At 69.0% G+C, this 14,332-nt stretch carries 9 protein-coding genes and 1 pseudogene; 8 read left to right on the top strand and 2 right to left on the bottom strand.

Features of this window, described 5'->3' with window-relative positions:
- Positions 1-43 precede the first annotated feature (43 nt).
- From mfd to ACT541_RS10895, 5 genes and pseudogenes are all read left to right on the top strand, one after another.
- Positions 44-3,742 carry a transcription-repair coupling factor gene (gene mfd, locus ACT541_RS10915; RefSeq protein WP_476136756.1) on the top strand — a complete coding sequence of 1,233 codons (3,699 nt, stop codon included), beginning with the start codon at positions 44-46 and terminating at the stop codon, positions 3,740-3,742.
- Between the two features lie 126 nt (positions 3,743-3,868).
- Positions 3,869-4,636, top strand: a pseudogene (gene dapB, locus ACT541_RS10910) (4-hydroxy-tetrahydrodipicolinate reductase); the annotation flags it as partial.
- Positions 4,613-5,080: a nuclear transport factor 2 family protein gene (locus ACT541_RS10905; RefSeq protein ID WP_476137521.1), complete on the top strand. Its 468-nt coding sequence runs from the start codon at positions 4,613-4,615 to the stop codon at positions 5,078-5,080. The pseudogene dapB and the gene ACT541_RS10905, both read left to right, overlap by 24 nt.
- A gap of 115 nt (positions 5,081-5,195) precedes the next feature.
- A complete protein-coding gene (recG, locus tag ACT541_RS10900; protein ID WP_476136754.1) occupies positions 5,196-7,301 on the top strand; it encodes an ATP-dependent DNA helicase RecG in 2,106 nt (701 codons plus the stop codon).
- A 17-nt stretch (positions 7,302-7,318) separates the two neighbouring features.
- On the top strand, positions 7,319-8,092 hold the full coding sequence (locus ACT541_RS10895; RefSeq protein WP_476136753.1) for a DUF1003 domain-containing protein: 774 nt from the start codon (positions 7,319-7,321) through the stop codon (positions 8,090-8,092).
- Here ACT541_RS10895 and ACT541_RS10890 read toward each other — a convergent pair.
- A complete protein-coding gene (locus ACT541_RS10890) occupies positions 8,007-8,744 on the bottom strand; it encodes a DUF502 domain-containing protein (RefSeq protein ID WP_476136751.1) in 738 nt (245 codons plus the stop codon). The genes ACT541_RS10895 and ACT541_RS10890 overlap by 86 nt on opposite strands.
- A 723-nt stretch (positions 8,745-9,467) precedes the next feature.
- On the opposite strand from ACT541_RS10890, the gene ccoG reads away from it, so the two are divergent.
- The gene (ccoG, locus tag ACT541_RS10885; RefSeq protein ID WP_476136749.1) at positions 9,468-10,937 is read left to right on the top strand and encodes a cytochrome c oxidase accessory protein CcoG; all 1,470 of its coding nucleotides are present in this window, start codon (positions 9,468-9,470) and stop codon (positions 10,935-10,937) included.
- Between the two features lie 339 nt (positions 10,938-11,276).
- On the opposite strand, the gene ACT541_RS10880 is transcribed toward ccoG, so the two are convergent.
- Positions 11,277-11,678, bottom strand: a complete 402-nt coding sequence (locus tag ACT541_RS10880; RefSeq protein ID WP_476136747.1) for a group II truncated hemoglobin — start codon at positions 11,676-11,678, stop codon at positions 11,277-11,279.
- 650 nt (positions 11,679-12,328) lie between these two features.
- Between ACT541_RS10880 and ACT541_RS10875 the strand changes: the two genes are divergently transcribed.
- Both ACT541_RS10875 and actP read left to right on the top strand, forming a co-directional pair.
- Entirely contained in the window at positions 12,329-12,640 is a 312-nt protein-coding gene (locus tag ACT541_RS10875; protein ID WP_476136746.1) for a DUF485 domain-containing protein, read from the top strand.
- The gene (gene actP, locus ACT541_RS10870) at positions 12,640-14,307 is read left to right on the top strand and encodes a cation/acetate symporter ActP (protein WP_476136744.1); all 1,668 of its coding nucleotides are present in this window, start codon (positions 12,640-12,642) and stop codon (positions 14,305-14,307) included. The genes ACT541_RS10875 and actP overlap by 1 nt, the downstream gene beginning before the upstream one ends.
- Positions 14,308-14,332: the final 25 nt, after the last annotated feature.

Raw genomic sequence — 14,332 nt, 5'->3', positions numbered from 1 at the left:
CCGTTTTCCGCCGGCCGCGAGCCGATCACCGGGACATGCCGTCTTGAAGAAGCTCCAGGGTCTCTTCCGCACCCGCATCCACGTCACCCTGTCGCGCGTCCCCGACGGCGCCGAGGGCCTCGTGATCGGCGATCTCGCCCGCGATGCCGGCGCCCGCGACGGGCGGGCGAGCCTCCTGGTGATCTGCCGCGACGGCGTGCGGATGCAGCGGCTCGAGGCGGCGCTCGCCTTCTTCGCCCCCGACGTCCACGTCCTGGCGCTGCCCTCGTGGGACTGCCGGCCCTACGACCGCGTCTCGCCCAATCCGGTCGTCGTCGCCCGCCGCATGACGACGCTGTCGCATCTGGCCAGCCCCCGCGAGCGCAAGAAGCCGATCGTGGTGCTGACCACGGTCAACGCCGCCGCCCAGCGCCTGCCCACCCGCGACAGCGTGGCGAAGGAGACCTTCGCCGCCCAGGCCGGCGGTCGCGCCGACATGAAGAAGCTGGTCGAGTGGCTGGAATCGAACGGTTTCGAGCGCACCTCGACGGTGCGCGACACCGGCGAATACGCGACGCGGGGCGGCATCCTCGATCTCTTCGCGCCGGGCTCGGAGACGCCCGTCCGTCTCGACTTCTTCGGCGACGAGATCGAGCAGATCCGCCGTTTCGATCCCGAGACCCAGCGCACCACCGGCCAGCTGAAGCGGCTGGAATGGGTGCCGATGTCGGAAGTGACGCTGACGCCCGACGTCGTCTCGCGCTTCCGCCGCAACTATCTCGCGACCTTCGGCGCCGCGATGCGCGACGACGCGCTCTATTCCGCCGTCTCCGAGGGCCGCCGCTACGCCGGCATGGAGCACTGGCTGCCGCTCTTCCACGACCGGCTCGAGACCGTCTTCGACTATTGCGACGGTGCCCGCGTCGTCCTCGACGATCACGTCGAAGACGGATTGAAGGAGCGCATCGCCGACGTCGCCGATCACTACGCCGCCCGCCGCGAGGCGATGGAGGAGGCCCAGTCGGGCTCCGTTCCCTACAAGCCGCTCGAGCCCGCCCTCCTCAACCTGACGGCGGAGGAATGGACGGCCCGGCTGGTCGATGCCCAGACCACCCGCCTCACCCCCTTCGCCCTGCCCGGCGACCGGCTCGACGTCGTCGACTGCGAAGGCCGGCAGGGCCGATCCTTCGCCGCCGAACGAGCGGCCGAAGGCGTCAACGTCTTCGACGCGGCGATCGCCCATCTCTCCGAACTGCGCGGGGGCAACCGCAAGGTCGTCGTCGCCGGCTGGTCGGAAGGCGCGCTCGATCGCCTGCGCCAGGTGCTCGAGGACCACGGCCTCGGCCGCACCAGGCGCATCGAGACCTTCCCCGAGGCGGGCCTGCTGGAAAAGGGCGAGATCGGCCTCGCCGTCCTCGGCCTCGAACAGGGCTTCGAGATCGAGGATCTGGCGGTCGTCGCCGAGCAGGACATTCTCGGCGAGCGCCTGATCCGGGCGAAGAAGCGCAAGCCCAAGGGCTCGGACTTCCTGACCGAGGTCGCCGGCCTCGCCGAGGGCGATCTCGTCGTCCACGTCGATCACGGCATCGGCCGCTTCACCGGCCTGAAGACCATCACGGCGGCCGGCGCCCCGCACGACTGCCTCGAACTCGTCTATCAGGGCGGCGACAAACTCTATCTGCCGGTCGAGAACATCGAGCTCCTGACCCGCTACGGCACCGACGAGAGCGACGCCCAGCTCGACAAGCTCGGCGGCGTCGCCTGGGGTGTGCGCAAGGCGCGGATGAAGAAGCGGATCCGCGAGATCGCCGATCAGCTGATCAAGACCGCCGCGCAGCGCCTCCTCAAGACCGCCCCGCGCCACACCGTGCCGGAAGGCCTCTACGACGAGTTCCGCGCCCGTTTCCCCTGGGAGGAGACCGACGACCAGCTCGCCTCGATCGAGAGCGTCTTCGACGATCTCGCCGCCGGCCGCCCGATGGACCGCCTGGTGTGCGGCGACGTCGGCTTCGGCAAGACCGAAGTCGCGCTGCGCGCCGCCTTCGCGGTCGCCACCGCCGGCCGTCAGGTGGCGGTCGTGGTGCCGACCACGCTGCTGTCGCGCCAGCACTACCGGACCTTCGCCGACCGTTTCAAGGGCCTGCCGGTGCGCGTCGCCCAGGCCTCGCGCCTCGTCTCGCACAAGGACATGGTGGCGACCCGCAAGGAGCTGGCCGACGGTACGCTCGACATCGTCGTCGGCACCCACGCGCTGCTCGCCAAGGGCATCGAGTTCAAGGATCTCGGCCTCCTCATCATCGACGAGGAGCAGCACTTCGGCGTCAAGCACAAGGAGCGGCTGAAGGAGCTGAAGGCCGACGTCCACGTCCTGACCCTGTCCGCCACGCCGATCCCGCGTACGCTGCAGCTGGCGCTGACCGGCGTGCGCGAACTCTCGATCATCGCCACGCCGCCGGTCGACCGCATGGCGGTCCGCACCTTCGTCTCGCCTTTCGACGCCCTCGTGGTGCGCGACGCCCTGATGCGCGAACACTGGCGCGGCGGCCAGAGCTTCTACGTCTGCCCCCGCCTCTCCGACCTCGCCGAGCGGCGCGAGTTCCTGGAAAAGGTCGTGCCGGAGGTCAAGGTCTGCGTCGCCCACGGCCAGATGCCGGCGACCGAGCTGGAAGACGTCATGAACGCCTTCTACGAGGGCAAGTACGACGTGCTGCTCTCCACCACGATCGTGGAATCGGGCCTCGACATCCCGACCGCCAACACGCTGATCGTCCACCGCGCCGACATGTTCGGCCTCGCCCAGCTCTACCAGCTGCGCGGCCGCGTCGGCCGGTCGAAGGTCCGCGCCTACGCCCTCTTCACCACCCCGGCGGAGAAGAAGCTGACGACCCAGGCCGAGAAGCGGCTCAAGGTCCTCCAGTCGCTGGAAAACCTCGGCGCCGGCTTCCAGCTCGCCTCCCACGACCTCGACCTGCGCGGCGCCGGCAATCTGATCGGCGAGGAGCAGTCCGGCCACATCAAGGAGATCGGCTACGAACTCTACCAGCACATGCTGGAGGAGGCCGTCGCGGCGCTGAAGTCGGGCGACGAGGCGATGCCGGAGGAGAAGTGGTCGCCGCAGATCACCGTCGGCACGCCGGTCCTGATCCCCGAGGACTACGTCGCCGATCTGGCGCTGCGCCTCGGCCTCTACAAGCGCCTGTCGGACCTTCAGACCCTCGAGGAGATCGAGGCCTTCGGCGCCGAGATGATCGACCGCTTCGGCCCGATGCCGGAGGAGGTCGAGCAGCTCCTCAAGATCGTCTGGGTCAAGGCGCTGTGCCGCCGGGCGAACGTCGAGAAGATCGAGGCCGGCCCCAAGGGCGTCGTCGTCTCCTTCCGCGACGGCTCCTTCGCCAACCCGGCCGGTCTCGTCCGCTTCATCGCCGAGCAGGGCTCGATGGCGAAGATCCGCCCCGACCAGAAGATCGTGCTCACCCGCGACTGGCCGGAGCCGGCCGATCGCCTGCGCGGTGCCGCGGTCGTGCTGACCCAGCTGGTCAAGATCGCCGAGCGCAAGGACGAGGGTCCGATCACCCTGTCGGCGGGCATGGTGGAAGCGGCCGAACCCAAGAAGCTGCGGCTCGAGCCGACCCCGCCTCCCCCGCCCCCGCCGCAGAAGAAGATGGGCCGCTATCCGAGCCTCGACAGCCTGAAGAACCGCAACAAGTCGAAATGGCCGACCGGCGGCGGCTCGGGAGGATCGGGCGGCGGACGCTGGCGGTGAGGGAGGCGCGCTGCCGTCGCACCGATCGACAGCAGCGCCGCCGCATGCGACCGTCCCGCGAAACCCTCCATCGGGCCCCGCGTGCGCCGTGTCGCGCGGAGCGGATCACACGTCGAGGACCGTCCCTTGAAGCCACCCGTCAGGATCGCCGTCGCCGGCCTTCGCGGCCGCATGGGCCGCACGCTCGCCGAGGTTCTGGCGAAGGAGCCGGATGTGGCCTTCCTCGGCGGCTTCGGCCGTGACGGGAAGGCGGACGACGGGTTGATCGATCGCGCGACGGCGCTCGAAACCGCCGACGTCGTCCTCGACTTCACGACCGGCGCCGCCGCCGCGGACCTCGCCGAGATCTGCGCCGCGCGTGGCGGGCCGGCGCTGGTGATCGGCGCGACCGGCTTCGAAGCCGACGAGATCGCCCGCATCGACGCGGCTGCCCGCGTGATCCCGATCGTGCGCTCCGGCAATTTCTCGATCGGCGTGAACATGCTGATGTCCCTCGTCGCCGGCGCGGCGCACGCCCTGCCGCCCGAGGCGTGGGACATCGAAGTCGTCGAAATGCACCATCGAAACAAGATCGATGCGCCGTCCGGCACCGCCCTGATGCTCGGCGAGGCCGCGGCGGAAGGACGGAGCGTCCCCCTCGCCTCGGTCGAGCGACGCGGTCGCGACGGCATCGGTGGCGAGAGGCCCGTCGGCGCGATCGGCTTCGCCGTCTTGCGCGGCGGCGGCGTGATCGGCGAGCACTCCGTCGTCTTCGCCGCCGAAGACGAGGTGGTGACGCTGTCGCATTCCGCCAGGGATCGCGGCATGTTCGCCCGTGGCGCGCTGGCGGCCGCCCGCTGGGTCGTGGGCCGCGCGCCCGGCGCCTACGACATGCAGGACGTCCTCGGCGCCGCACCACGTCACGGCACCGTCGCCGACGGGACGGAGACTGGAGAACCCAGACCCACCGGAACCGATCCGATGTCCGACCTGCCCGCCCCGATCCGCGCCTACATCGACGCCTACAATCGCAAGGACGTCGCCGGCATGCTCGCCTGCCTGAGCGACGACGTCGTCTTCCGCAACCTCTCCGGCGACGAGGTGACGGCCGAGACCGCGGGCAAGGCGGCCTTCGCCGACCTCGCCGCCTTCGGCGCGACGGCGTTCTCGGAGCGCTGCCAGACCGTCGTGCACGCGATCACCGTGGCCGATCGGACGCTGGTCGAGATCGCCTATGCCGCGACCGTGGCGCAGGATCTCCCCAACGGCTGGAAGGCCGGCCAGGCGCTCGACTTCGCCGGCACCTCGTCGTTCCGTGTCGAGAACGGGCTGATCGCAGAGATCGTCGACCAGAGCTGACGCGGTCGCGCGTGGGAGGCGGGGCCGCATCGCTCCCTCGCCCCGCCCCCTCCCCTCCGTTCGCCCTTCCTGCTAGAACATATCGAGAATCCACCGCGACCGCACCCGAGGCTCCATGCGCCCCGAGATCCTGACGCCCCTCTTCGCCGGCCTGAAGGGCCTTCCCGGCATCGGGCCGAAGACGGCGCCGCTGTGGAACCGGCTGGTCGGTGCCGACGTCGCCGGCGGCGAGGCGCGGGTTCTCGATCTCCTGTTCCATCTGCCGGTCTCGGTGATCGATCGCCGCAGGACGCCGAAGATCGGCGAGGCGCCGGACGGCGAGATCGCCTCCATCCTCGTCACCGTCGCCCAGCACCGACCGCCGCCGCGCGGCAGTCGCGCGCCCTACAAGATCGTCGCCTTCGACGACACCGGCGACATGACGATCGTCTATTTCTCGCCGCGCGCCGACTGGCTGGCGAAGCTCTTTCCCGAGGGCGAGAAGCGCTGGGTCTCCGGGCGGATCGAGTGGTTCAACCGCTCGCCGCAGATGGTCCACCCCGACATCGTCGCGACCGAAGCCGAATTCGCGACGCTGCCGCTGGTCGAGCCGGTCTATCCGCAGACCGAAGGCATCTCGTCGCGCCAGATCGCCAAACAGGTCGCCCATGCCTTCGAACGCTTGGCCCATCTGCCGGAATGGCAGGATCCCGACTGGCTGGCGAAGCAACGCTTCCCCGACTTCCGATCGGCACTGACGGCCCTGCACCACCCCGAAGGCGCGATCGACGACGAGGCGCCCTCGCCGGCGCGCGATCGGCTCGCCTATGACGAGCTCCTCGCGCAACAACTGACCTTGGCGCTGGTGCGCGCCGATGCCCGCCGTCTGCCGAAGGAACCGCGCATCGCCACCGGCACCCTCACCGACAGGATCCGCGACGCCCTGCCCTTCGAGCCGACCGGCGCGCAGGAGGCGGCGATCGCCGACATCCGCGCCGATCTCGCCCGGCCCGACCGCATGCTGCGCCTTCTGCAGGGCGACGTCGGCGCCGGCAAGACACTGGTCGCGGTGATGGCGGCGGCGATGGCGGTGGAGACCGGCGGTCAGGCCGCGATCATGGCGCCGACCGATCTGCTCGCCCGCCAGCATGCCCGCTCGCTCGCCCCCCTGGCGGAGGCCGCCGGCATCCGCTGGGCGATCCTGACGGCGCGCGAGAAGGGCAAGGAACGCGAGGCGATCCTCGAAGGGCTCGCCGCGGGAACGATCGACGTGCTGATCGGCACCCATGCACTCTTCCAGGGGCCGGTCGAATTCGCCGATCTGGCGCTGGCGGTCGTCGACGAACAGCACCGTTTCGGCGTCCACCAACGCCTGGCGCTGACCTCCAAGGGCCGCTCGACCGATCTCCTGGTGATGACGGCGACGCCGATCCCGCGCACGCTGATGATGAGCTTCTTCGGCGATCTCGACGTGTCGCGCCTGATGGAGAAGCCCGCCGGCCGCCAGCCGATCGCCACCCGCCTCGCCTCGTCGGAGCGCATGGGCGAGATCGTCGAGAGTCTCGGCCGCGCCATCGCCAACGGCCAGAAGATCTATTGGATCTGCCCGCTGGTGGAGGAGAGCGAGGTCTCCGACCTCGCCGCCGCCTCCGAGCGCTTCGAGGATCTGACCCGCGCCCTCGGTCCGGTCGTCGGCCTCGTCCACGGCCGGATGAAGGCCGACGAGAAGGACGCCGCCATGCGCGCCTTCAAGGAGGGCGACACGCGGCTCCTGGTGGCGACGACGGTGGTCGAGGTCGGCGTCGACGTGCCCGATGCCACCATCATGGTGATCGAACACGCCGAGCGCTTCGGCCTCGCCCAGCTCCACCAGCTGCGCGGACGGGTCGGGCGTGGCAGCGAGGCCTCGTCCTGCCTCCTCGTCTACAAGGGACCGCTCGGCGAGACCGCCAAGGCACGGCTGGAGATCATGCGCTCGACCGACGACGGCTTCGTCATCGCCGAGGAGGACCTGAAGCTCAGAGGCGGCGGCGACGTGCTCGGCACCCGCCAGTCCGGCCTGCCCGGCTTCCGCATCGCCCGGCTCGACCGCCACGGCGACCTGCTCGAGGCGGCGCGCGACGACGCCCGGCTGATTCTTTCCCGCGACCCAGCCCTGCGTTCGCCTCGGGGTGAAGCCCTGCGGGTGCTGCTCCATCTCTTCGATCAGGACCGCGGCATTCGCCTCGTCGAGGCAGGGTGACGCCGAGGAGGCCCACCATGACCGAGCGTACCCCTGCCGAAGATCCCGCGGCCTTCGCGACCTGCGCCCTCACCGACGCCGTCCTGCCGCGGTCCGATCTGGTGCCCTTCTTCTCGCTCACCCCCGGCCTCGCCGACACGCTGCTGCGGGAGCGCCCCGGCCTCGCGCACGATGCCCTGCTGTCGCGCGCCGCCGTCGCCGAGCGCCGCGATCGCTACATCCGCGACATGCTGACGGCCGAACACGGCGAACTGAACGAGCTCGAGGCGCAGGTTGCGGCCTCGATCGCCCGCGCCGACACGATCTCCTCCGACGTCGCGGCCGAATTCGCCGAAGTGCGGACGGTGGGCCAGCGCATGGCCGACGTCGTCGCCTCGTTCGGCGGGTCGTGGACCTTCATCGCCCTGTTCGGCGCGTCGATGGTGGTGTGGATGGGCCTCAACGTCGCGCTCTCCGCCCGCGCCTTCGACCCCTACCCCTACATCCTGCTGAACCTCGTGCTCTCCTGCCTCGCCGCCGTCCAGGCGCCGATCATCATGATGAGCCAGAAGCGGCAGGAGGCGAAGGATCGCATGCGCTCGGAGAGCGACTATCGGGTCAACCTCAAGGCCGAGCTCGAAATCCGCCATCTCCACGAGAAGCTCGACCACATCCTGCAGCACCAGTGGCAGCGGCTCGCCGAGATCCAGCAGATGCAGATCGAGATCATGCAGGATCGCCAGGCGGCTCCGCCGCCGGTACCGGAACCGCCGACCCGACCTCCCGAGCCGGAACCGCCCGCTCGGGCGTGACGATGCCGCCGGAGATCACCAGTTTTGCGCCGTCCTCGACGCTCATGGCGAGGATCCGCACTTGCGTCTTCGGCAGGAACATGACGTAGCCGCCGGTCGGGTTGGGCGTCGTCGGGATGAAGACGGTGAGCCAGTCGTCGATGCCGACCTCCGGCCGCTCGGCCGAGAGCCGCTCGGCGACCTCGCCCTTCGCCGGGCCGGAGACGAAGACCAGCGACCACACGCCGGCGCGCGGCCATTCGATCAGCCCGACCTCGCGGAACGACTGGTCGCGCGAGGAGACGAAGGTCTGGAAGATCTGCTTCAGCGTCCGATAGACCGGCCGCACGAAGGGGAGCCGGCCGACGAGATCCTCGCCGTAGGAGAGCAGCGTGCGACCGAGCAGCGAGGCGGTCAGCGCGCCCAGAAGGGTGATGCCGATCATCGCCACCAGCAGCCCGAAGCCGGGCACGGCGAAGGGCAGATGGGTGTCGGGGTTCCAGGTCGAGGGGATCAGCGGCTTGACCGAGGCATCGACCCAGTCGAGGAAGCCGCGCGCCAGATAGACGGTGATCGCCAGCGGCCCGACCACCACGAGACCGGTGACGAAGTGATTGCGCAGCCGCGCCTTCCACGTCGTCTGGATCGGTCCGTCGTCCGGCCTGTCGTTCATCGGCGAGCGCGCCCCGTGCCGGCGAAGCAACTTCGCCATGGGGCGACCCTAGCCGCCTTCGCCGCCGGAATGAACCCCGGATCGGCGAGCCGCGACGACGACGCGGTGCAGCGTTGCATTCCGGCAAGAGCGCGGCGGGAACCTTACTTCTCCCCCTGCGGGAGAAGGCGCCGGATGGGCGGAAGAGGGGTATCGCGGCGCGCCACGACACCTCTCGCGCTCGGGAATCCCACGGGCTCGCGCCCGCCCCTCATCCGGCCCCGCGGGCCGTCATTTCCCACGATGGAAACCTCTGCGCATGTCGGTGGAACCGAACCGGATGCCGTGCGCGATGCTTCGAGACGGCGTTCTCCGAACGCCTCCTCGGCACGAGGCGCTTGTTTTGCATGGGAAATCCGGAGAGCCTCATCCTGAGGAGCGCCGCAGGCGCGTCGCGAAGGATCGCGCACGGACGTCGATCCGCGCCTCTCCGGACCGACGCAAAGGTTCCACGAAGGGGAGACGAGCACCCCCACCGCCGCACCACCTCGGCCCCACCGCCCCCGTCACCCGCGGGCCCATCTGTCGCAGGCCCCGGCCGAAGGTGTGACTTGTGTCGCGGTCAAAGTTGGATTTTATGTCCAACATATTTGATCTGGCGCATGGCTCGGAATCGTTCGAACCTGCACTGTCCGCCCGACCACCCCGCTCCGCGGGGGCACGAAACGTTCGGAGACGATCTCGATGGCCAAGGGTCCCGGCTTCGCGAAGCCCGCACCGCCGAAGGATGCATTCGAAGAGAGCTACTATCAGGAGCACATCAAGGTCTATCCGGCCGCCGTCGAAGGCACCGTCCGGAAGGTCAAGTGGGCGATCCTGGTGGTTCTGCTCGGCATCTACTACGTCATGCCCTTCATCCGCTGGGAACGCGGCCCCGGCCTGCCGAACCAGGCGGTGCTCGCCGACCTGCCCGGCCGGCGTTTCTACTTCTTCTTCATCGAGATCTGGCCCCAGGAAGTCTACTACTTCACCGGCCTCTTGATCACCGCCGCCTTCACGCTGTTCCTGATGACCTCGATCGGCGGGCGCGTGTGGTGCGGCTACCTGTGCTGGCAGACGGTGTGGACCGACCTCTTCCTCGCCGTCGAGCGCCTGATCGAAGGCGACCGCCGCGATCGCATCAAGCTCGACGAAGGCCCGAAGAACGGCACCTATTTCGGCAAGAAGATCCTCAAGATGCTCGCCTGGGGCGTGATCGCCGCGGCGACCGGCGGTGCCTGGGTGCTCTATTTCGCCGACGCGCCGACGCTTCTGAAGCAGATCTTCACCGGACAGGCGCCCTTCATCGCCTATCTGTGGATCGGCATCCTGACCTTCACCACCTGGTTCTTCGCCGGCTGGATGCGTGAGCAGACCTGCATCTACGTCTGCCCGTGGCCGCGCATTCAGGCGGCGATGACCGACGAATATGCGCTGAACGTCACCTACCGGGCCGACCGCGGCGAACCGCGCGCCTCGGTCAAGGAAGGCAAGAAGCTCGCCGCCGCCGGTGAGCCGGTGGGCGATTGCGTCGACTGCTACCAGTGCGTCGCGGTCTGCCCGACCGGCACCGACATCCGTATGGGCTCGCAGCTCTCCTGCATCCAGTGCGGCCTGTGCATCGATGCCTGCACCTCGATCATGGAGAAGCTCGGTCGTCCGACCGGCCTCGTCGCCTACGACACGCCGATCAACTTCGACCGCCGCAAGGAGGGCCTGCCGCCGATCTACAAGATCGTCCGGGCGCGCACGGTCCTCTACGCGGTGCTGATCTCCGGCGTGCTCGGCTTCATGTCCTACACGTTCATCATGCGCGGCAATGCCGGCGTGAACGTGCTGCACGACCGCAATCCGCTCTACGTGACCAATTCGGACGGTTCGGTGCGCAACGGCTACACCGTGCGCCTCCTCAACCGCATCGGCCACGAGCGCAACTTCACCCTCGCCGTCGAGGGCGCGCCGGAAGGCACGCGTCTCGAGGTGGTCGGCATCGACCAGAACGTCGGCGGCCTGCCGCTGATCCACGTCGGCGCCGACACCACGCGCGAAGTCCGCGCCGCGGTGGTCGTCCCCGGCGACAAGATCAAGGGCACGTCCGACGACGTCGTCTTCCGCATCGTCTCGCAGGAAGACAAGGTCACCGCGACCGCCAAGGACTTCTTCAAGGCGCCCTGATCGACGCCCCACGCAAACGAAGACGCCGCCCCTCGGAGATCCCGAGCGGGCGGCGTTCTCGTCTGGAGGGGACACACGCGGCGTCGACCGACCGGGAAAGGCCTCTCCCCGATCGGGACCTCCGCGCAAGTTCGCAAAGGGCCCGGATCGACGTCCGTGCGCGATCCTTCGAGACGCGCCTGCGGCGCTCCTCAGGATGAGGCGTTGGAGATTTCCTCTGCGAAAACAGACGCCTCATGCCGAGGAGGTGTTCGCGGAACGCCGTCTCGGAGCATCGCGCACGGCGTCGAACTCGGTTCCACCGAATGACGCGCGGGTCTCCGATCGGGACCCGCGGCCTCAGCCGCGGTTGCGCATGTGGAGGGCGAGCATCTCGATCTGCGGCAGGATGGCGGCGCGCGTGTCGGGATCGGCGACCGTGTCGGCGAGCGCGGTGCGGAAGCACAGCATCCAGCCCTTGATCTCGTCCTCGCCGATCGGCGAGGTCAGATGCCGGGCGCGCAGCATCGGCGCGCCGCGCTTCTCGACGAAGAGCTGCGGCCCGCCGAGCCAGCCGGAGAGGAACTCGAAGAACTTCTGCTCGCTGTCGGCGAGGCTCTCGGGATGGATCGCCCGCGCCGCCGCCGCCTGCGGATCGCTCTCCATCACCTCGTAGAAGCGCCGGGTGAAACGCCGAATGCCCTCTTCGCCGCCGAAGCGGTCGTAGAGGCTCGGTTGCGGGGTGGTCTCGACCGACGACATGGCGCGATCTCCGGCTCGTGCTGACGTTTCGAACCATCGACCACGGTTCGCCTTCCGCTGCAAGTAGGTCGAATCCCGTCGCGGAGGTTCTCGACACTTCGTCGGGGGCTGCGAAGGAACGAGGCGCCGGCCCCCCGCCGCGACCGACGCCGAGCACGCCGATCTCGCGCCTCCCGTTACCGCAAGGGCACCGTCGGCGGGACTGGGCGCCCATGGCCACCGGCCTGCGCTGTCACCGACAATACGTTGAAATGAAACGGAAACGTGACCCTTCGTCGAAGCCCCGCCCGGCTCCGGCCGTCGCCAAGCGTCGTCACCACGCGAGGCCGCCTCTTCCCGGACGTCATCGCCGTCGCCGCGCGGACCGTCGCACCGGTCCGCGGCTGCAACAATTCGTTCACAATTCGAAAAACCGACGCAAAACTTTCATGCGACCCCGCCCCTCGGCCACACCCCGCCCGAGGCTGGACGACGTTCGTCCCGACGAGCGGCAACGGACCGAACGATCGCGACCGGGAGGGTCTCGATCGTCTCTCGGGGGCAAGAGGGTGCGGCCGTGGAGGGCGGGACGACGTCCCGTCGGGAGGAAAGGTGCCGGGTCGCGCGTCCGTCGACGATCCCGTGTGCCGTCAAACGGGGGAGTGGACGCCATGTCCGGCTCGACTACCGAAAAGGTCCGAGCGAATCCGAAATTCCAGGAGCTCAAGTCGAAGCGCGCGCGCTTCGCCTGGACGCTCGCGGCAATCGTTCTCGGCACCTACTACAGCTTCATGATGATCGTGGCCTTCGCGCCCAGGAGCCTCGTCGGCAAGATCGGCGAGGGCTGGACGCTGTCGATCGCCTTCCCGATCGTCGCCGTCATCATCGTCGGCTCGTGGATCCTGACCGGGGTCTACATCCGCCGCGCCAACGGCGAGTTCGAAGCCCTGACCCGGGACATCGTCAAGGAGGCCAAGTCGTGATGCGTCGCGCCCTTTCCGCCGCCGCGCTTCTCGCGGCATCCACCCTCCCCGCGCTCGCCGCGGGCATCGAGGGCAAGGCCGAACAGCAGCCGATCAACTGGATCGCGATCGGCATGTTCGTCGCCTTCATCTTCATGACGCTCGGCATCACGTACTGGGCGTCGAAGCGCACCCGGTCGGCCGCCGACTTCTACACCGCCGGCGGCGGCATCACCGGCATGCAGAACGGCTGGGCGATCGCCGGCGACTACATGTCGGCCGCGACCCTCCTCGGTCTGTCGTCGATGGTGTTCTCGTCGGGCTACGACGGCTATCTCTACGCCACCGGCTTCTTCGTCGGCTGGCCGGTGATCATGTTCCTGCTCGCCGAACGCCTGCGCAATCTCGGCAAGTTCACCTTCGCCGACATCGCCTCCTACCGTCTCGACAAGACCAAGGTCCGCACCTTCGCCGCCGTCGGCTCGCTGACGGTCGTGTGCTTCTACCTGATCGTCCAGATGGTCGGCGCCGGCCAACTGATCCAGCTGCTCTTCGGCCTGCCCTACAACTACGCCGTCGTCCTCGTCGGCGTGCTGATGATCGTCTACGTGACCTTCGGCGGCATGGTGGCGACGACCTGGGTGCAGATCATCAAGGCCGGCCTGCTGCTCTTCGGCGGCACGGTCCTCTTCGTCCTGTCGATGTTCAAGCTCGGCTTCTCGATCGACGGCATCGCCGCCCAGGCGGTCGCCGCGCGCGGCGTCGCCGGCGATGCGCTGATGGGCCCCGGCAAGCTGCTGGCCGATCCGGTGACCGCGGTGTCGCTGTCGCTCGGCCTGGTCTTCGGCAACGCCGGCCTGCCGCACATCATGATGCGCTTCTTCACCGTTCCCAACGCCCAGGAAGCCCGCAAGTCCGTGTTCGTCGCGACCGGCCTGATCGGCTTCTTCTTCCTCGTGGTCTGCACCGTCGGTCTCGCCGCCGTCTCGATCGTCGGCACCGACCCGCAGTTCTTCGAGGGCGGCAAGGTCGGCGGCAAGCTGATCGGCGGTTCCAACATGCCGATCATGCACCTCGCCAAGGCGCTCGGCGGCGACGTCTTCCTCGGCTTCCTGTCGGCGGTGGCCTTCGCCACCATCCTGGCGGTGGTCGCGGGTCTGGCACTCGCCGGTGCCTCGGCGATCGCCCACGACCTCTATGCCGGCGTCATCGCCAAGGGCACGGCGACCGAGGCCTCGGAGATGCGCGTCTCCAAGATCTCGACCGTCGCCATCGGCATCGTCGCGATCTTCCTCGGCATCGCCTTCAAGGACCAGAACGTGGCCTTCCTCGTGGCCCTCGCCTTCGGCGTCGCGGCCTCGGTGAACTTCCCCGTGCTGCTGCTCTCGATGTACTGGCGCGGGCTGACCACCAACGGCGCGCTGGCGGGCGGCATCGCCGGCCTCGTCTCGGCGGTGACGCTGGTCGTCCTGTCGCCGGCGGTGTGGGTGAAGGTGCTCGGCAACGCCCAGGCGATCTTCCCGATCGACCATCCGGCGCTGTTCTCGATGACCGCGGCCTTCCTCGTCGCCTTCGTGGTGTCGAAGCTCGACAACTCGGCCGCCGCCAAGGCGGAGGCCGCCGCCTTCGACGAGCAGGACGTCCGTGCCGAGACCGGCATCGGCGCCGCCTCGGCGAGCCTGCACTGATCGGCGGACCCGTCCGCACGACGCC

Source organism: Pinisolibacter sp. DMC100, assembly GCF_056313705.1.
The sequence above is the reverse complement of the archived record's forward strand: the minus strand, read 5'-3'. Positions and strand labels throughout refer to the sequence as shown.